Source organism: Bradyrhizobium sp. AUGA SZCCT0177 (assembly GCF_018130125.1).
Classification (GTDB): domain Bacteria; phylum Pseudomonadota; class Alphaproteobacteria; order Rhizobiales; family Xanthobacteraceae; genus Bradyrhizobium.
Window position 1 is genome coordinate 74,499 of sequence record NZ_JAFCMA010000020.1, and the last position, 16,376, is coordinate 90,874.

A 16,376-nucleotide genomic window follows, 5' to 3' on the forward strand; every position below is an offset into this window, starting at 1 on the left:
AACGCAAGAGCGCGCACCTCAGGATGACGCGATAGATGCCGCGGGTGCGCCGCTTCAACTCATAGTCATCACGCTTTGGACCCGCGCCGCGGGCCATCGCGCTCCTCAAGATGAGCTCTCCGGTCGTGGCGAAGTTTGCTCGATTGTCCCGGCGACCACATTGAACAGCTCGACTAGTGCCCTGACGCCGAGAACATATTCGCGGTCATTGCTGCAACCCTCGTAAGTCGCGACACCCGGCACAAGCCGACCCAGCAAGCCGGCAGCTCCTTCGACGTCGAGCCCGAACTTCGGCTCGTCGACATGAAAGATTCGAAACTTCAATGGGGACCACATGCGAAACATATTGCCGCCGAGCCAGACGCCAATCTCGAAAACGAGGCCGCTATCAGTCTTTTTCCGCCAACGGTTGCGAGAGTAACCTTCGAACCCAAGTGCGGAGCAGAACTGTTCGAGGAACGGAATCACGTCCTTCTTCTTCTTCAACCCGTCCTTGGCGTCGATAGCCAACCGGGCGGCTTCCACCGCCCCCGCACGGCGAAAGAGCGCGCTCCGGTTCGCCATGAACTCCCGATCCGTCCAGACCCTTTTGTGATGTTCAAGCAGGCATTTGAGGAGTGGTGGATGCTGGTATGGCGGCTCAATGGGACCTCTCGCGGCGAAGAGTTCATCCAGAAACGCTGAGCGATATTGAGGTTGAATGGCGAAATACCTCATATCGGAATCGCATTTTCCTATGGACAGCATGGTCTCCAAAGCGACTTCGTCCCAGTATCGGTTGAGCAATTGCGACTGATGCTCTCCGCAAAACTGGATGATCTCGTTCTGCCAAACATGGTGAACGGAGAAGCCAAGAGCCTCGAATGCGCGCTGCGTTGGACCTCGGCCGGGCCATTTCGACACTATCCGGAGAAGCGGATGCTCTTTGGTCAGTTCGGCTTCATCCACAGGCACGCTGAACCACCCCATTACGCATAACCCGCCAGCCGCGCCGCCTCCGGCGCGGCCTTACCGCGGATCATGTCGGAGGCCTTGTCGGCGATCATCATGGTCGATGCATTGAGATTGGCCGAGATCATTCGCGGCATGATCGAGGCGTCGACCACCCGCAGTCCCTGCAGCCCGTGCACGCGCAGCTGGTCGTCGACGACGGCCCATTTGGTATCCGCCGGCCCCATCCGGCAGGTGCAGCCGGGGTGGAACGTGGTGGTGCCGCGCTCGGTGGCAGCGGCGAGAAACTCGTCGTCGCTCTGCACCTTGGGCCCGGGGAAATCCTCATAGGCGTAATATTGCGACAGCGGCGCGGAGGCGAGCAGCCGGCGCGCCAGCTTCATGCCGGCGACGACGACGCGGCGATCGAGCTCCTCGACCAGATAATTGGTCTGGATGATCGGCGGCGCAAACGGATCGGCCGAGCGGATGCGGACATAGCCGCGGCTTTCCGGGCGCTGCTGCCATGAGGCGATGGTCATGCCGGGCTCGTCTTCGAGCTGGCCCTGCACGCCCTCCTTGTAGCTTGCGGGCGTGAACGTCAGCTGCAGGTCGGAGCTTTCGGTGGTCTCGCCGGAATGCCAGAAGCAATAGACCATGGTCGGCGACAGCGACAGCAGCCCGCGCCGCGTCGTCGCCCACTTCAGCGCCTCGACCCAGAGACTCAATCCGCGCCGAAGTTCATTGATGGTCCTGATGTTCTTGACGCGTGCGACCGAGCGCGGCGCGTAATGATCCTGCAAGCCTTCGCCGACGCCTGATAGCGCGTGACGCACCTCGATGCCGTGCGACTGCAACAGCTCCGGCGAGCCGACGCCGGACAATTGCAGCACCTGCGGCGAATTGTAGGTGCCGCCGGACAGGATGACTTCCTTATTGGCGCGCACTTCGGTGGCAACGCCGCCCTTGCCGCCTTTCACGTAGCGGACGCCGACCGCGCGCTTGCCCTCGAAGATGATGTTGGTGACGTGCGCATGGGTCCGCACATCGACATTCCCGCGTTTTACCGCCGGATGCAGGAACGCGGTCGCGGCGCTGACGCGCAGGCCGTTCTGGATGGTGCGCTGGGCGTAGGAGACACCTTCTTGGATCGCGCCGTTGTAATCGGCATTGCGCGGGATGCCGAGGCTCATCGCGCCCGCCATGAACGCCTCGCAGAGCGGATCCCGCCAGTCCATTGTGGTGACGGTCAGGTTGCCGTCGCGCCCGCGATAGGTTTCATCGCCCTCGCCGACGCGCCGCTCCAGCCGCCTGAAATAGGGCAGTATGTCCGGATAGCCCCAGCTGCGATTGCCGAGCTGCGCCCAGGTATCGAAATCCTGGCGCTGGCCGCGGTTATAGATATGGCCGTTGATCGACGACGAACCACCGAGCGTCTTGCCGCGCGGCGCGTAGATGCTGCGGCCGCCGGTCCAGGGGCCGGGCTCCTGCTGATACGCCCAGTTGATGCTCTTCATATGGAACGTCTTGATGAAGCCGGCCGGCAGATGGATGTAAGGATGCCAGTCCTTGCCCCCTGCTTCGAGCACGCAGACGCGGGTGCCCGCATCTTCGCTGAGGCGATTGGCGAGCACGCTGCCTGCGGAGCCCGCGCCAATGATCACATAATCGAACGTTTCCATCACACTTTTTTCCGCCGCGGGCTAAAACTACCGCAGTCTATCGTTGAGTTGATAATTGAGATGCGCCTTCACCGTCGGCCACTCGCTGGCGATAATGCTGAAGACCACGGTATCGCGCAACGTGCCGTTCGGCGCGATCACATGGTTGCGCAGGATGCCATCCTGCTTGGCACCCAGGCGTTCGATGCCGCGGCGGCTCTGCTGGTTGAAGAAGTGGGTGCGGAACTCCACCGCAATGCAATCGAGCTGCTCAAACGCGTGCGTCAGCAACAGCAATTTGCACTGCGTATTGACGGCGCTGCGCTGCACGCGCTTGGCGTACCAGGTGGAGCCGATCTCGACGCGCCGGTTGGCGGCATCGACATTCATGTAGGTCGTCATGCCCGCGATCTTGCCATCGGCATCGAACACCGTGAACGGCAGCATCGAGCCCGACGCCTGCAAGCCGAGCCGGCGATCGATCTCCTTGGTCATGTCTTCCGGCGCCGGCACGAAGGTGTACCAGAGATTCCACAGCTCGCCGTCGCGCACCGCTTCGGTGAGGCCGTCGCGTTGATCGTGCGACAGCGGTTCGAGCCGCGCGTAGGCGCCGCGAAGGGTAACCGGTTCAAGCCAGGGCATTCAAAACTCCGAAGTCGTCGTTGCGAGGAGTGTAAGCGCAATTTCAGAGATCGTCATTCCGGGATGGTCCGAAGGACCAGACCTCAGGTGCGCAATTGCGCACCGGGGAATCTCGAGATCCCCCGATGCGCAATTGCGCATCTGTGGTTCGATGCTTCGCATCGCCCCGGGGTGACGATCGCGTTTTGCGCGATCGTCACTTATTCAAGAAATTCAGCGGCAGGCCGGGGCGCGGCCAGTCCATCGCGACCAGTTCGCCCTTGGTTGACAGCGTGATGTAGGCAGTCTTCAGGTCGGGCCCGCCGAAGGCGATATTGGTGGTCATGCGGTCGCCGGTCGGCACCTGCTCGACCAGCGTGCCGTCGGGCGCGATCACCGAGATGCAGCCCGAGATCAGCGTCGCCACGCAGACATTGCCTGAGGCTTCGACCGCAAGCGAGTCGAACATCTGATAGCCGCCGAGGCCCGTGATCGGCTTGCCGCGTTCACCGCGATAGATCGGCTCACGCGGCTTCAACGTGCCGGGCGCGGAAAGTTCGTAGGCCCATAGCCGCGCGGTCGGAGTTTCGGCGATGTAGACGGTGTTTTCGTCCGGCGACAGCCCGATGCCGTTGGCCGGGAGTACGCCGTGCACGACTTCGACGATCTCCTTCATGCCGGGCTTCACGTAGTAGACGCCGCCGACATCCATGTCGCGGGCCCGGCGCTTGCCGAGTTCGGAGAACCACAGCCCGCCGTGCTTGTCGAAAACAAGGTCGTTGGGGCCCCGCAGCGAATGCTCGCCGCATTTGTCGACCACCGTCTCGACCTTGCCGGTCGACAGGTCGACGCGCTGGATCGAGCCGCCGACATAGTCATCAGGCTGCGGACCCGGCATGATCGCCTTGCCGGTGGGGATCCAGCTGAAGCCGCCGTTGTTGCAGAAGTACATTTTTCCGTCGGGGCCTAGCGCTGCGCCATTGGGCCCGCCGGGGACCTCCGCGACGACCTCCTTGCGGCCGTCCGGCCAGATCCGCGTCAGCCGACGGCCGCGGATTTCAACCAGCACGACCGATCCGTCAGGCATGACCACCGGCCCTTCCGGAAACTCCAGATCGGTGGCGAGAACGCGGATATTGGCCATGAAATCCTCCCGGCTTGCTTTTGGCTGCAGGCGGATTTTTGGCTCGACCCCGCACGCGCAACATTTCGTTGCGTGATGTTATGGCAAAGCAGATCACGCTTGCCAACCCGACGACCTGCGCAACAGGTATGCCGCGCTTTCCGGAGACGAATACCTCCTGCCTCCGTCGCCAGTGGGGGCGCTTTTTCAGTTCACTCGTACAAATATCCGACCGGCTTGCCTTCGTTACGCAGCGGACGAACGTCCTTCCGCGTAATGATTTGACCAGCCAGGCCGTCAATTTCGTCGCGCTGCGTCGGCGTCCAGCTGCGAAGATTTTCCATGCCTTTCAGCAAGCCCAGTCGGAGGATCTGGGTATTTTCGCCCAGCCCCACCAGATCGATCGTGTTCTTGCCCGCCGTGACCGTATCGCCGGTCGCAAGTTCAAAATTCTCCCCCGCGCTATTCGTGAATTGGGCTGTGCCGCGAATGACGCGATAGATGACAACCTCACCTTTCCCAAGAAAGGCGGTTTCCGCTGCTGCGGAGGTGCTCTTCGGCAACAGCGACTGGCCACGCGGGTCGGTCGCGATGATATGTCCAGTTGTAAGGCGACCGCTCGGAATCTCGATCCCGATATCGCGCACGTAAACAGGCCCGGCGGATTTGATCGGCGAGCCTGCCGGCAGCGGCTTGTAGAGTGCTTCCAGCTCCAGCGGATCCTGCAGCCAGAAACAGGCATCGGCAGGACGGTCATGCAGCGGATGGCTCCAGGCTACACGCGGCGTTTCCTCTTCGTTGATGTGATCATGATCCACCACCGTCGGGTTGGGGAAGGTCGTGGGATCGGTGATGAAGGCTTCAAGAAATTTGCCGGAATAGCCCATCGACATCGGATCCGGCACCACCGTCTGCGGCGTTTTCAGGTTTTCTTCGGTGGACAATCCCGACCACGTGTAAAAGAGCTGGCGATGCACGATCGCGCTCTGCAGCATCACCGCACCGGGACCGACGTAGTAAAATCGGCCATCGTAATCGAAGGTGAACACGCCAGACGTGACCAGCACGAGTTGGTAACCGCCGGGTGGAAGGTGTAGATGGAAATCGGTGGGGCCTGTATCGGAGCGGTAGATCGGCAGATTTGTCGAAACCTCGTGGAGGAGGAAGGTTTCGTTGTTCGCGTGAAAGCCTTCGTTCGCGCGGTTGTAGAGGGCTTGCGGGCGATAGGTCGGCTCGTGCAAGGCATCCCGATCGCGATCGATAGCCACGAAGTTCGTTTTATTCAGGCGGAGGGCATCGCCGTCCGGACGAGTAAGGCCAGGCCATTTGAGATCAACCGCGGCATGTATATTCATGGCACCCTCCAATCCCTGAACTTCAGCGCGACCCGGCCCTCTTCAAATTTGGCCTGTTCAAATGCGCTGCTCAGCTTTGGCAGAGCGCTTGGAGTCGCGGGTCGACGCTGACGGGCTCATGCTGCAATGCGAATTCCGGGCCAGTTCGAGCACGGAGCATCGCGCCGATTCCCAAGGCATTCTTTGGGACAGGACGATTGAAAAAAATTCAAGGTGTACAGGACGTTAGACAGCCCGCCGCTTGACGCTGCCTTGCCCCTCATCGCCAACTTCGCAACTCCAGGGAGAATTAGCGAGAGTTGCCTTGCGTAAATTGTCAGCAAGCATTGCCAGGAAACGCGCAGCTGGACGCCGCGAGACTGATCTGCCGCGACGCGCTGCTTTGGTTGGTCATGCGGTCTATTCATCCCGGAGAGAACTCATGCCCGGCGCGTCGGCCCCGCGCTCCGGCGCTCGCCCCGAAGGTGATGGATTTCGCTTCCGCCAACTCATTCCACGAGCCGTCCTACTCCCTCACCGCTATCCATATCTCGAGCCCGCCATTGCCGGTCGCGGGATCGAACTTCTCGTCATAGCGCTCGAAGTTCGGCGCGTCGGCGGCCTTCATGCCGGACGCCGGCAGCCAGTGATTCCAGATCGTGTTGACGGTACGGCGGATGGTCGAGATGTGCTCGGCGTGGGTAAACACGGCGTATTTCTGTTCGGGAATCCGCACCCGCTGGAATTCGCGCGGCAAGTCGGAGAAATCGGTCACTTCGACGGCGGCGACATAGTCGAAATTGCCGGCATCGTCGGCGTTGCAGCAGACGCCGTAGGCGACCTTGCCGATCCGGCCCGGGACATTGTCAATGGTCTGATGGAAGTGCTGCCACAGGCTTGGGATGAACGCGCCTTCGTTTTCGTGGGTACAGCGTTCGCCGATGCCGGCAACCAGCAAGGCCTTGCCGGTCTCGAAACGCGGGGGCTTGAGATGATCGAGTGCGGTTGAAATCATGACGATGGGCTCCTGAAGCTTGAGACGATCGAGGCACGTTCCTGATCGAACCATCTCAGGCGTGATGCCGAAATGGTCGCGGAACGCGCGGGTGAAAGCTTCGTGAGAACTGTAATCCGCCTCCAGCGCGAGGCTGAGAATGTCAGGCGCGCCGGCGCTAAGCGCACGCGCCGCGTTGCTGAGACGACGCGCACGTACATAGCGCATGACCGAATATCCGGTCGCAGCGGCAAACGCCCGCACCAGATGGAAGCGCGAGACGCCGGCGACCGCCGATATCTCGTCGAGGGTCAACGGTGCGGCGAGATGGCTTTCGATATACCAGAGCGCCTTCTGGGCCGGATTCATCGGTGACAGCTTTCATTCGAAACCGCCGCAACCATGAGCGCTTATCGCGCGCCGCATTTGACCGGCGTTGCTCTCGCAGCTGCAATTGCGCCGCTGATTACCGAGGCCGGGCATTATCCCGCAACGGCGGCAATTATTTCGCCGCAGGCGCCGCATCCTTGGCCGCCGGCACGTCGGCTTTCTTTTTCAATTCCTCCGCCGTCTTCTTCTGCAGATCGTCCACGAACTTCTGCAGTGCGATCACCGTTCCCTTCAGCGCCTCGATCTGCCGGTTGGCGGCGTCGAGCTTCTGCTGATTGTCCTGCGTGATCTTGTTGATGGTCTTTTGCAGGAAATCGACATTGCTCTGCAGGCAAGAGGTGCGCCGCTCCATGGTTTTTTCGACCGTGCAGATTTCGATGCCGGGAACATCCTGCGCGTAGCTTGCGCAAGGCATCAGCAGTGCTGCAACGGCGACAGCGGTTCTTGCAATCCGGGCAATCATTCCAACCCTCACTCAAACTTCATTCGGTCAATCACATCAATTTGCTCGTATCAGGCCGCTGGCTGCAGCGATACCACACTGATACCGCATTCAGGCGGTGAGCTCTCTTTATTGGTGTGGATGGACTTTCGCCGGGGAACCCAAACGAGAGGTTTGCACGCCCCGGCAGTGGAGATTTAACCTATGGCAACGCGCGAGAAGCGGCTGGCACAGTTCGATGGCAACGGGGAACCGCCGCCGGACCGGCCGGTGGAGGTGCTGTGCGAGGATCACAGCGGCACGTATCAATTGCCATTCGCCTGCCGCTGGATTGAAGGTCAATGGCGCAATGAGCGGACCGGCGGTGCGGTCGAGGCGACCGTGGTCGGCTGGCGGCTGCCACGGGTGAGCAGTCAGGTTTGACGGGCATTTTCCGGGGCTAGAGCCTTTTCCGTTCCGATGGAATCGGAACGGGGCTCTAGATTCTTGTTTTGACGCGTTTTCTTCACGCGAACCGGTGTCCACTTCGCTGGAAAACGCTCTGGGCGGCTGCAGGTCAGCCGGACGCGCGGCGCATTGTTCCAGAATGCGACGATATCGCGCGTCATCCGGAGCGGTCTTTAAGTTTCGGAACGCGGACGGAACGAATCGCGCCCGAATCACTGCTTGGCGGCTGTACTCCCCTGTTCACGGCTAGATATCGGCTGGAACGTCAGGCGGCGCACCACATGCAGCACCGCCACGATTGGCCGCAACCAGCGGCCGACGACAAAGGTTAATTCCTCGGGGGATGACATCGCGGTCACTTCCAAGGTGTCGGCGGCGAAATTCCGAGGTCGCGATAGAGGAAGTAGTTGCGCGCGATTGCGGTGTGATTCATCGAAGCCTCCACGGTTCTTCGCGAGATCGCGACCACGCAAGGCGTCCAGATTTTCGGCAGCGCCGCATCGTCGCGTTCACAGCTGCATGCTGTCATGCGAAATCCGCGCCAATCGCGTTGCACTGCAGCGATCACCGCTGAAAGCCCGTCAAACGGGCACAGCGCCGGGTGCACTGCCTAATATTCGACCTCAAGCTCCTCGATGTCGGCGGGCTCGGCCTTGGCGGCTTCGATCCACTCGACCATCTCGGGCATCTCCATGATGGTTTTTGCGTAGGCTGCAAGCTTCGGGTCGAGCTTGACGTCATAGGTCATGAAGCGGGTCACGACCGGCGCGTACATCGCGTCCGCCATGCTGCGCTCGCCGAACAGGAACGGCCCGCCGGACTGGGCCAGGCACTCGCGCCAGATGGTACAGACCCGGTCGATATCGGACTGTGCGCGCGACCAGATCTTGAAGTTCGGGAAATGGCCCTTGAGATTGACCGGCAGTGAGGCCCGCAGCGTGGTGAAGCCGGAATGGATTTCACCGCAGATCGATCGGCAGTGCGCCCGCAGCACGCGGTCCGCCGGCAACAGGCCGGCGTCCGGCATCACCTCGTTGAGGTATTCCCCGATCGCCAGCGTGTCCCAGACGGTGGCGCCCTCGTGCCGCAGGCACGGCACCAGGATCGATGACGACAGCAGCAGGATTTCGGCCCGCGCCGACGCGTCATCAGGTGCGGTCACGACCTCTTCGAAGGGGAGCCCTGAGAACTTCGCGAGCAGCCAGCCGCGCAGCGACCAGGACGAATAGTTCTTGCTGCTGATGGTTAGTGTCGTATTCGCCATAGGGCCTTCCCTCACGCCTGAACGTCTACCGCAAGGCTAAGTGGACGGCCGCGCCAGCGCGCCGCCGCCGATAGCTTACGCCGGTCACATGCGCCGGTCACGTTCCGCAGCAAGCCACGTGCCAGTTTTTCGGGCGGTTCGCTCCGCTTTGGCTTCGATATTGCATGGCATCATCGGGCAAGGGCGGATGCGTATGATGTCATTGATGTACCAAGCTTATCAGAACCATATGGACCTCACGGCGCCGTGGCGGACCGGGGCCGGAGCGGCGCTGAAATATCTCAACCTCGTGCCGCAAGGCGTGTCCGACAAGGCGTTCGGGCGGCTGGCCGCGGCGCTCGAACTGATCTCGCGCACCTCGCTGACCTACACCCGCCCGGCCTACGGCATCGACAAGGTCATGGTCGGCAATCAGGAATTGGAGGTGACCGAGGAAGTCACCTTTGCCACGCCGTTCGGATCGCTGCTGCGGTTCAAGAAGGAGCATGCGCCGGAGCAACCCAAACTGCTTTTGGTGGCGCCGATGTCCGGCCATTTCGCGACGCTGCTGCGCGGCACCGTGAAGACCTTGCTGCAGGACCACGACGTCTACATCACCGACTGGCATAATCCGCGCGAGATCCCGCTCAATGCCGGCCGCTTCGGCCTCGAGGATTATACCGACCACCTCATCACCTTCCTCGACAAGATGGGCCCGCGCTCGCACATGGTGGCGATCTGCCAGCCCTCGGTTTCGGCGCTGGCGGCGGCGGCCGTGATGTCGGAGCAAAATCACCCCGCGCGGCCTGCGACGCTGACGCTGATGGCGGGGCCGATCGACACCCGCATCCAGCCGACCAAGGTCAATGATTTCGCCAAGAGCAAACCGATCAAATGGTTCGAGGAGAATTTGATCAACTACGTGCCCGTTCAATGCAAGGGCGCGTTCCGCCAGGTCTATCCGGGCTTCGTGCAGCTCACGGCGTTCGTCTCGATGAACCTCGAGCGTCACATCAAGCAACACATCGATCTTGCCCAGCATCTGGCCAAGGGCGAGAAGGAGAAGGCGGAAGTCATCAAGACTTTCTACGACGAATATTTCGCCGTGATGGACCTGCCGGCGGAATTTTACATCGAGACCGTACGCGACGTGTTTCAGGAGCATCTGCTGCCGCTGGGCAAGCTGATGCATCGTGGCAAGCCGGTGAACCCGGCCGCGATCAAGCGCATGGGCCTGATGACGGTCGAAGGCGAAAAGGACGACATCTGTTCGATCGGCCAGACACTGGCCGCCCAAGACCTCTGCACCGGCGTGCGCGCCTATCGCCGCGTCCATCACATGCAGGCCGGCGTCGGCCATTACGGCGTGTTCTCCGGAAAACGCTGGAACAACGAGATCTATCCGCTGTTGCGGGATTTTGTTCATGTGAATTCGTGAGGCGGGACGCTTTCGCTTCGCGTCGTCGCAGGGACGACGTGAGGTGGGATTCTGATTCTCAAACGGCGTGAGGGCGCGCGTCGGCATTTTCGCGGCGCGATGCGCCCGAAGTTTTCAAAATCATCCGCCCTCAAGATCGGAGAGCGCAGGGCTTTCCGCCGCACCTTGTGCTTCGCGGCGCCACGCGGCCGGGCTGACGCCGACCAGGGCCGAAAACCGTAAAGTGGCTTTGATTGGCAAACCCGGCGGATATTGCGATCTCCGCAAGCGAGAGGCCACGGACGGTCATCAATTGCTTGGCGGTGTCAACGCGCTGGCGAAGGAGCCACTGGTGTGGCGGCAGGCCGACGGACGCCCGAAACGCTCGAGAAAAATGGCTGACCGACAGGCCCAATTCAGCCGCGATCTCCTGCAGCGTGAATTTGCCACTGAGATCAGACTGGAGTCTTTCGCAGGCACGCTTCATCTGCCACGGAGCAAGGCCACGATACACGGGCTCGGCGTTGCGAAGCCCGCCATACGCCCGAGCGACATGCGCTGTGAGCGCCAGCATCATGTGATCGACGAAAAGCTGGTTCGCTTCGGATGGCCGGCGCAATCCCTGCAGGAGCGCTGCGCCGATGTGATGCACGGCGGCGTCGTCAAAGCCGTTGCCGAACTGGCAGTCGAGCTGGCCGACACGCCGCGCGCCGAACCGCTCCGCGACGCCGTTGAGCGCCAAAGCCGGAACATAGAAATGAACGGAGTGGAACGGCTTTTCGATCACAAAGCGCGGATCGCACTTCATGTCGTACAGATATGTCGTGCCTGCCCGGATATTGGGCTTGGCCACGCACTTGCCATGCTCCCAGTATTCGCAGTCGGGATAATCGCGAAGTTTCAAGCTAACGAGATAGGCATCCTCAGGTGCGATGGCGCCGCAAAGGCCCGGCACGGGATTGTCATCCCGCGTTTCGGTGGCTGTGACCTCGACACCGCGCATAGACCGCGTGATCAGCGATGACGGTGTATCCTGAAGGTGCAGCAGGTCCTTGAACGCCTGACCGTGAAAACCGCTCTGTGTCATATGCGTCTACCCATGGGTAACGCGGGATCAGCATCATTGCCGCGCCGTCCCGCATTATCGTAGATCAGCGAGGGGCCGTCCAGCGCGGCCGATGACAGGACCGTTTACGCTGCGATTTCAAGGTATCGTGGATTCCACGGTCCGCTTCGAGTCAATTTCGGAACCTGGACTCCATGACGGGATCCTTATCCACCTCGGGACCGGACGTGGTCAGGCCGAATTTCCGGCGAGAGACTGTTGATGATCCGCCCGTCCGGGTTGTTTTGTCGCACCGATGTATCCAGATCGTTACAATCCGAGCCGCGGGCCGCTCTTTCTCCTGCGCAGGCTGTCGTATAAAAGTGAATCGCCCCCGGAACTGGCCGAATTCGCGGCGTGGATAGTGGTGGCGATTGGTTGATCCAAAATTCATGAATCTGACATCTGATCGACGCACGCGCGGACAGACATTTGAACCGGGGCAAGGAATGGTAATTCGATTGGCGACGGCGCGATACTCCGTGGCGATGCGGCGTCGGGGTGTTCCTGCCCGGGGTGTTCCTGCCATTGTGACATTCGCGGCGGTGGCCGCACTGACGGCCTTGACGGGACTGGCCGCCGACGCCGCGCCGAAACAAGCGCGCCCGAAGCCCGCCACCGAGGCGACGGCGCCGCGCGATGCCGGCGAGCCGCTCATGGCGATCGTGTCGATCAAGAGCCAGCAGGTCACTTTCTACGACGCCGACGGCTGGATTCTGCGCGCGCCGGTGTCGACCGGCACCAAGGGACGCGAGACGCCCGCCGGCATCTTCGCCATCCTCGAGAAGAACAGGGAACACCGCTCGAACATGTATGACGATGCCGAGATGCCGAACATGCAGCGCATCACCTGGAACGGCATCGCGCTTCATGGTGGGCCGCTGCCCGGCTATGCGGCCTCGCACGGCTGCGTGCGGATGCCGTTCGGCTTTGCCGACAAGATGTTCGACAAGACGCGGATCGGGATGCGGGTGATCATCTCACCCAACGACGCCGAGCCAATGGAATTCTCCCATCCGGCGCTTTTCTCGCCGAACCGCGAAGCCATCGCGGCCGCGCCGGCCAAGGCCGAAGCGCTGCCCCGCGAGGCGGCCGAGGCTGCCAAGGCAGCCGACGAGGCGAAGAAAGCCATCGCGACGGCGACGCGCGAGACCGCGTCGCTGACGGCGTCGCTGCGCAAGCTGCAGAGCCTGAAGACCCGCGCCGACGGCGAGCTTGCCTCCGCCGAGAAGGCGGTCGCCGCCGCCAAGACCGACGAGGTCAAGGCGCGGGCCGAGGACCTCAAGCAAAAGGCCGCCGCCAAGGCCGCGGACCTGGGGACCCAGCTCGACACCGCCAAGGCCGACTCGAAATCGAAGCTCGACGCCGCCGCCGCGGCCAAGGAAGCGGCCAAGACGGCCCAGACCAGGAAGGCCGACACCGCCAAGGCGGCGAGCGAGGCCAAGCTCGCGCTCGAGCCGGTCTCGATCTACATCAGCCGCGCGACGCAAAAGCTGTACGTGCGCCGCCCGACGCATAAGCCGGCGCCCGACGGCGGCGGCATTGTGTTCGATGCGACCATCGAGGTTCCGGTCACGATCCGCAATTCCGACAGGCCGATCGGTACGCATGTCTTCACGGCGGTGGCGCAAACCGGTTCGGGCCTGCGCTGGACCGCGGTCACCATCGACGGCGCCGACGACGCCAAGGCCGCGCTCGACCGCATCACCATCCCGCAGGAGGTGCTCGATCGCATCGCGCCGACCGCCATACCGCGATCCTCGATCATCATCTCGGACGAGCCGCTGAGCGTCGAGACCAACTATCGCACCGAGTTCGTCGCGGTGCTGAGCACGCAGCCGCAAGGCGGCTTCATCACGCGCAAGCCGACGCCCCCGGTCGATGTCTACGCTTCGAGCGACCCCGTCCAGGGCGACGGCTTCAACCCGTTTTTCCAGCGCAGCTGGGAACCCCAGCCGCCCCAACCCGCCAATACGCGCCGGCGCGGCGGCCAACAGTACTGGCAGCCGGGCACGAACTGGTGGTAGGGCAAGGCACGCTGGGCGCAGGGACGCTCAGGTTCATTCGCGTCGATTTAATCTGCCTCTCGATGTCCGATCAGCGGAGCGGCTCAACCCGCCCCGCGAGGGCCTCGGTCTCAGCAAGTAGCCTTAAACGACGCGCCAAACGGGATCACGTCACCGCGAAAACCCGGATGTCGCGGAGCCTGTCATCGGGCGCGCATTTGCACGACCCGTTTGGCTCATCCGGGATACGCTCGCTGAGTTCAGTCGGCGTCCGTAATTCTTCCCTTGCCGGCACAGGCCTCGCACTTCGCCGGATAGATCTTGCGAGTTGCCAGCACGGGCTGCTTCACCGCAGGGAATCCCGTTCCATTGCAGGCAGCGCAGGTGTGCTCTTTGATCTTTTGCATCATGGCGTTCATTTGAACCCCTTCCACGCCGCCATGTTTGGCAGCCCTCGTACAGTATGTATGGCAATGAGACGCGGCCAGCGATTTTCGCCCGTGTGACTGCGGAGACCCCAGGCACGCGCATGGGGGCGCGCAGGTGTGAGCGCCTCAGCAAGTAGCCCGTACAAGCGAAGTGCCATACGGGATGATGTCACAGCGAAAACCCTGAAATCGTGGAGCCTGTCATCGGGCGCGCATTCGCGCGACCCGTTGGCTCAGCCGCGCTAGACTCGCTCAACAAGATGCGCACGCGAGGCTGCAGGGTCAAAACGATCGGCGAAATATTGCGTTTCGTGGGCCACCAGTCCTTCGCGGAACTCCATGATGCTCACGGCGTAAGATGGTATGCCGTCATAGGTAAGCACGAATTCAGTGATCCAGAGATCGCTGCTGCCGATCATTCGCCGCACCGCAAAATGTTTCTTGTTTGGCTGGACGGTTCGGCTCTCCTGAATGTTGCGCCGGCCCCGGATCCGCTCGCCCGACTGCGGATAATCAAGCACAGCATCCTCGCGGTAGATTTCATGTTCGGCCTCGAAATCGCTCGCGTCCGAAGCATCCCAATGGCGCTCCAGCCTCGCCCGCACGGTTCGATCATCCATCGCAATCTCCCGCTTGCGCTTCCGGCTATTATTTTCCGAAACCCTCGCATTCATTTAGCTGTAAACTCCAGAACACCTCGCTCGAATGTTTGAAGCAAGGACCGTAGGGTGGCTCTACCCATCCCACGAACTATCAATATCGTCAGATCATTCGAAAGGCTCGCCATGTCGCGTCCCGCCCGGTTCCCTCTGCGTTTCCCGCTGGCCTGTATCGCCGCCTGCACCCTGGCCTTGTCGCCCCTGCCCGCACGGGCCGCCCCGGTGGCCAGCATTCACGAGCTGGCGCAGCAGGAAAAGGCCCCGCTGCTCGACACGCTGCGCGACCTCGTCAACATCGAGTCCGGCAGCAAGGATTCCGAGGGCCTGGCGCAGCTGGCGGCGTTGATCGCCGAACGCCTGACCAGGCTCGGCGGCAAGGTCGAGATCATCGAGCCGACCGAAATCTACCGGATGGACGACACGCCGCCGAAGCCGGGTTCCATGGTGCATGCGGAGTTCAAGGGGACGGGAACCAGGAAGATCATGCTGATTGCCCACATGGACACCGTCTACCTGAAAGGCATGCTGAAGGACCAACCCTTCCGCATCGACGGCGACCGCGCCTATGGCCTCGCCGTCGGCGACGACAAGCAGGGCATCGCGCTGATCCTGCACGCGGTGGCGATGCTGCAAAAACTGAAGTTTACGGATTACGGCATGCTCACCGTGCTGATCAACGGCGATGAGGAGATCAGCTCACCGGGCTCGCGCAGCACCATCACCCGCATGGCGGGCGAGCACGATGCGGTGTTCTCCTATGAGGGCGGCGGAATGGATGGCAATTTGCGCCTGGCCACCAGCGGCATCGGCGCGGCATACCTGACGGTGGACGGCAAGGCCTCGCACGCCGGTGCGGCGCCGGAAAAGGGCGTCAACGCGCTATACGAGCTGTCGCACCAGATGCTGCAATTGAGCGACCTGTCGCGGCGCGAACAGGGCCTGTCCCTGAACTGGACGGTCTCGCAGTCCGGCACCAATCGCAACGTGATCCCGGCGCAGGCCACCGCGCAAGGCGACGCAAGGGCGCTGAAAGTGTCCGATTTCGCCGAGCTGGAGGCCACGCTGCAGCAACGCATCAAGACCCAGCGGATCCCCGATGCCAAGGTGCAGCTCCGGTTCGAGATGCGCCGCCCGCCGCTGGAAGCCACGCCCGCCTCGCGCCGCCTGGCCGCCCACGGCACCGCCATCTACGAGGAACTCGGGTTGCCCTTGAAGGTGATCGACGTCGCCTCCGGCGGCGGCACCGACGCCGCCTTCGCCGCGCTGAAGACCAAGGCTCCCGTCATCGAGGGCTTTGGTCTCAGCGGCTTTGGCGCCCATTCCAACGACGCCGAATACGTCAAGCTGGAGACCATCGTGCCGCGGCTTTATCTGTCGGCGCGCATGATCATGGATGTGTCGCAGGACAAGGTGAAATGAGACGGTTCAGCGGTGGCTGCGCCGCTGGAATCGGCCTCGTTGTCACGAGTTCCAAAAATAAAAAGGCCGCTGAGTGATGTCAGCGGCCTCGCTAAAATTTTTAAGTATGAAATCCTGCTTGGCAACTTGATAGCGCAGAACCGTTCTATTGTGGATT

General features: G+C 62.0%; 17 protein-coding genes. 4 read left to right on the forward strand and 13 right to left on the reverse strand.

All coding sequences use genetic code 11. The annotated features are described in order from the left end of the window. Window positions 1-105: 105 nt before the first annotated feature. From JQ597_RS23150 to JQ597_RS23180, 7 genes are all read right to left on the reverse strand, one after another. Window positions 106-969 (reverse strand): hypothetical protein, encoded by an 864-nt coding sequence (locus tag JQ597_RS23150; RefSeq protein WP_212266837.1) that lies wholly within the window; start codon window positions 967-969, stop codon window positions 106-108. Continuing rightward, window positions 969-2,612 carry a GMC family oxidoreductase gene (locus JQ597_RS23155; RefSeq protein WP_212266840.1) on the reverse strand — a complete coding sequence of 548 codons (1,644 nt, stop codon included), beginning with the start codon at window positions 2,610-2,612 and terminating at the stop codon, window positions 969-971. Before JQ597_RS23155 ends, JQ597_RS23150 begins: the two co-directional genes overlap by 1 nt. A 27-nt stretch (window positions 2,613-2,639) precedes the next feature. Next, a complete protein-coding gene (locus tag JQ597_RS23160; RefSeq protein ID WP_212266843.1) occupies window positions 2,640-3,233 on the reverse strand; it encodes a GNAT family N-acetyltransferase in 594 nt (197 codons plus the stop codon). A 196-nt stretch (window positions 3,234-3,429) separates the two neighbouring features. Then, window positions 3,430-4,356, reverse strand: coding sequence for an SMP-30/gluconolactonase/LRE family protein (locus JQ597_RS23165; protein ID WP_212266846.1), 927 nt, complete (start codon window positions 4,354-4,356; stop codon window positions 3,430-3,432). Window positions 4,357-4,547: 191 nt separating this feature from the next. After that, entirely contained in the window at window positions 4,548-5,690 is a 1,143-nt protein-coding gene (locus tag JQ597_RS23170; RefSeq protein ID WP_212266849.1) for a hypothetical protein, read from the reverse strand. Between the two features lie 505 nt (window positions 5,691-6,195). Beyond that, window positions 6,196-7,032: an AraC family transcriptional regulator gene (locus JQ597_RS23175; protein ID WP_212266852.1), complete on the reverse strand. Its 837-nt coding sequence runs from the start codon at window positions 7,030-7,032 to the stop codon at window positions 6,196-6,198. Between the two features lie 133 nt (window positions 7,033-7,165). Next, entirely contained in the window at window positions 7,166-7,516 is a 351-nt protein-coding gene (locus JQ597_RS23180) for a hypothetical protein (RefSeq protein ID WP_502752315.1), read from the reverse strand. A 183-nt stretch (window positions 7,517-7,699) separates the two neighbouring features. Between JQ597_RS23180 and JQ597_RS23185 the strand changes: the two genes are divergently transcribed. Continuing rightward, on the forward strand, window positions 7,700-7,918 hold the full coding sequence (locus JQ597_RS23185; RefSeq protein WP_212266854.1) for a hypothetical protein: 219 nt from the start codon (window positions 7,700-7,702) through the stop codon (window positions 7,916-7,918). 236 nt (window positions 7,919-8,154) lie between these two features. Here the strand turns inward: JQ597_RS23185 and JQ597_RS23190 are convergent, their stop codons facing one another. The 3 genes from JQ597_RS23190 to JQ597_RS23200 all read right to left on the reverse strand — a co-directional run bounded on the left by JQ597_RS23190 (window position 8,155) and on the right by JQ597_RS23200 (window position 9,206). Further along, window positions 8,155-8,292 (reverse strand): hypothetical protein, encoded by a 138-nt coding sequence (locus tag JQ597_RS23190; RefSeq protein WP_212266857.1) that lies wholly within the window; start codon window positions 8,290-8,292, stop codon window positions 8,155-8,157. Window positions 8,293-8,297: 5 nt separating this feature from the next. Then, window positions 8,298-8,471, reverse strand: a complete 174-nt coding sequence (locus JQ597_RS23195; protein WP_212266860.1) for a hypothetical protein — start codon at window positions 8,469-8,471, stop codon at window positions 8,298-8,300. Window positions 8,472-8,552: 81 nt separating this feature from the next. Next, window positions 8,553-9,206, reverse strand: coding sequence for a glutathione S-transferase family protein (locus JQ597_RS23200; RefSeq protein WP_212266863.1), 654 nt, complete (start codon window positions 9,204-9,206; stop codon window positions 8,553-8,555). Window positions 9,207-9,399: 193 nt separating this feature from the next. Here JQ597_RS23200 and JQ597_RS23205 point away from each other — a divergent pair, with 193 nt between their 5' ends. After that, window positions 9,400-10,623 (forward strand): polyhydroxyalkanoate depolymerase, encoded by a 1,224-nt coding sequence (locus tag JQ597_RS23205; protein WP_212266986.1) that lies wholly within the window; start codon window positions 9,400-9,402, stop codon window positions 10,621-10,623. Window positions 10,624-10,753: 130 nt separating this feature from the next. On the opposite strand, the gene JQ597_RS23210 is transcribed toward JQ597_RS23205, so the two are convergent. Continuing rightward, window positions 10,754-11,689 (reverse strand): helix-turn-helix domain-containing protein, encoded by a 936-nt coding sequence (locus JQ597_RS23210; protein WP_349628873.1) that lies wholly within the window; start codon window positions 11,687-11,689, stop codon window positions 10,754-10,756. Window positions 11,690-12,156: 467 nt separating this feature from the next. Between JQ597_RS23210 and JQ597_RS23215 the strand changes: the two genes are divergently transcribed. Beyond that, the gene (locus JQ597_RS23215; RefSeq protein ID WP_212266866.1) at window positions 12,157-13,734 is read left to right on the forward strand and encodes a L,D-transpeptidase; all 1,578 of its coding nucleotides are present in this window, start codon (window positions 12,157-12,159) and stop codon (window positions 13,732-13,734) included. A gap of 239 nt (window positions 13,735-13,973) precedes the next feature. Here JQ597_RS23215 and JQ597_RS23220 read toward each other — a convergent pair whose 3' ends face one another. After that, window positions 13,974-14,132: a hypothetical protein gene (locus tag JQ597_RS23220; RefSeq protein WP_192740070.1), complete on the reverse strand. Its 159-nt coding sequence runs from the start codon at window positions 14,130-14,132 to the stop codon at window positions 13,974-13,976. A gap of 251 nt (window positions 14,133-14,383) precedes the next feature. Beyond that, window positions 14,384-14,761, reverse strand: a complete 378-nt coding sequence (locus JQ597_RS23225) for a nuclear transport factor 2 family protein (RefSeq protein WP_212266869.1) — start codon at window positions 14,759-14,761, stop codon at window positions 14,384-14,386. Window positions 14,762-14,926: 165 nt separating this feature from the next. Here JQ597_RS23225 and JQ597_RS23230 point away from each other — a divergent pair, with 165 nt between their 5' ends. After that, window positions 14,927-16,219 (forward strand): M20/M25/M40 family metallo-hydrolase, encoded by a 1,293-nt coding sequence (locus tag JQ597_RS23230; protein WP_212266872.1) that lies wholly within the window; start codon window positions 14,927-14,929, stop codon window positions 16,217-16,219. The last annotated feature ends 157 nt before the right edge of the window (window positions 16,220-16,376 follow it).

Excerpts from the sequence above, each read along its gene's own strand:
- JQ597_RS23150 (WP_212266837.1), bottom strand. The coding sequence starts at position 969 with ATGGGGTGGTTCAGCGTGCCTGTGGATGAAGCCGAACTGACCAAAGAG.
- JQ597_RS23155 (WP_212266840.1), bottom strand. The coding sequence starts at position 2,612 with ATGGAAACGTTCGATTATGTGATCATTGGCGCGGGCTCCGCAGGCAGC.
- JQ597_RS23160 (WP_212266843.1), bottom strand. The coding sequence starts at position 3,233 with ATGCCCTGGCTTGAACCGGTTACCCTTCGCGGCGCCTACGCGCGGCTC.
- JQ597_RS23165 (WP_212266846.1), bottom strand. The coding sequence starts at position 4,356 with ATGGCCAATATCCGCGTTCTCGCCACCGATCTGGAGTTTCCGGAAGGG.
- JQ597_RS23170 (WP_212266849.1), bottom strand. The coding sequence starts at position 5,690 with ATGAATATACATGCCGCGGTTGATCTCAAATGGCCTGGCCTTACTCGT.
- JQ597_RS23175 (WP_212266852.1), bottom strand. The coding sequence starts at position 7,032 with ATGAATCCGGCCCAGAAGGCGCTCTGGTATATCGAAAGCCATCTCGCC.
- JQ597_RS23180 (WP_502752315.1), bottom strand. The coding sequence starts at position 7,516 with ATGATTGCCCGGATTGCAAGAACCGCTGTCGCCGTTGCAGCACTGCTG.
- JQ597_RS23185 (WP_212266854.1), top strand. The coding sequence starts at position 7,700 with ATGGCAACGCGCGAGAAGCGGCTGGCACAGTTCGATGGCAACGGGGAA.
- JQ597_RS23190 (WP_212266857.1), bottom strand. The coding sequence starts at position 8,292 with ATGTCATCCCCCGAGGAATTAACCTTTGTCGTCGGCCGCTGGTTGCGG.
- JQ597_RS23195 (WP_212266860.1), bottom strand. The coding sequence starts at position 8,471 with ATGACAGCATGCAGCTGTGAACGCGACGATGCGGCGCTGCCGAAAATC.
- JQ597_RS23200 (WP_212266863.1), bottom strand. The coding sequence starts at position 9,206 with ATGGCGAATACGACACTAACCATCAGCAGCAAGAACTATTCGTCCTGG.
- JQ597_RS23205 (WP_212266986.1), top strand. The coding sequence starts at position 9,400 with ATGATGTCATTGATGTACCAAGCTTATCAGAACCATATGGACCTCACG.
- JQ597_RS23210 (WP_349628873.1), bottom strand. The coding sequence starts at position 11,689 with ATGACACAGAGCGGTTTTCACGGTCAGGCGTTCAAGGACCTGCTGCAC.
- JQ597_RS23215 (WP_212266866.1), top strand. The coding sequence starts at position 12,157 with ATGGTAATTCGATTGGCGACGGCGCGATACTCCGTGGCGATGCGGCGT.
- JQ597_RS23220 (WP_192740070.1), bottom strand. The coding sequence starts at position 14,132 with ATGAACGCCATGATGCAAAAGATCAAAGAGCACACCTGCGCTGCCTGC.
- JQ597_RS23225 (WP_212266869.1), bottom strand. The coding sequence starts at position 14,761 with ATGGATGATCGAACCGTGCGGGCGAGGCTGGAGCGCCATTGGGATGCT.
- JQ597_RS23230 (WP_212266872.1), top strand. The coding sequence starts at position 14,927 with ATGTCGCGTCCCGCCCGGTTCCCTCTGCGTTTCCCGCTGGCCTGTATC.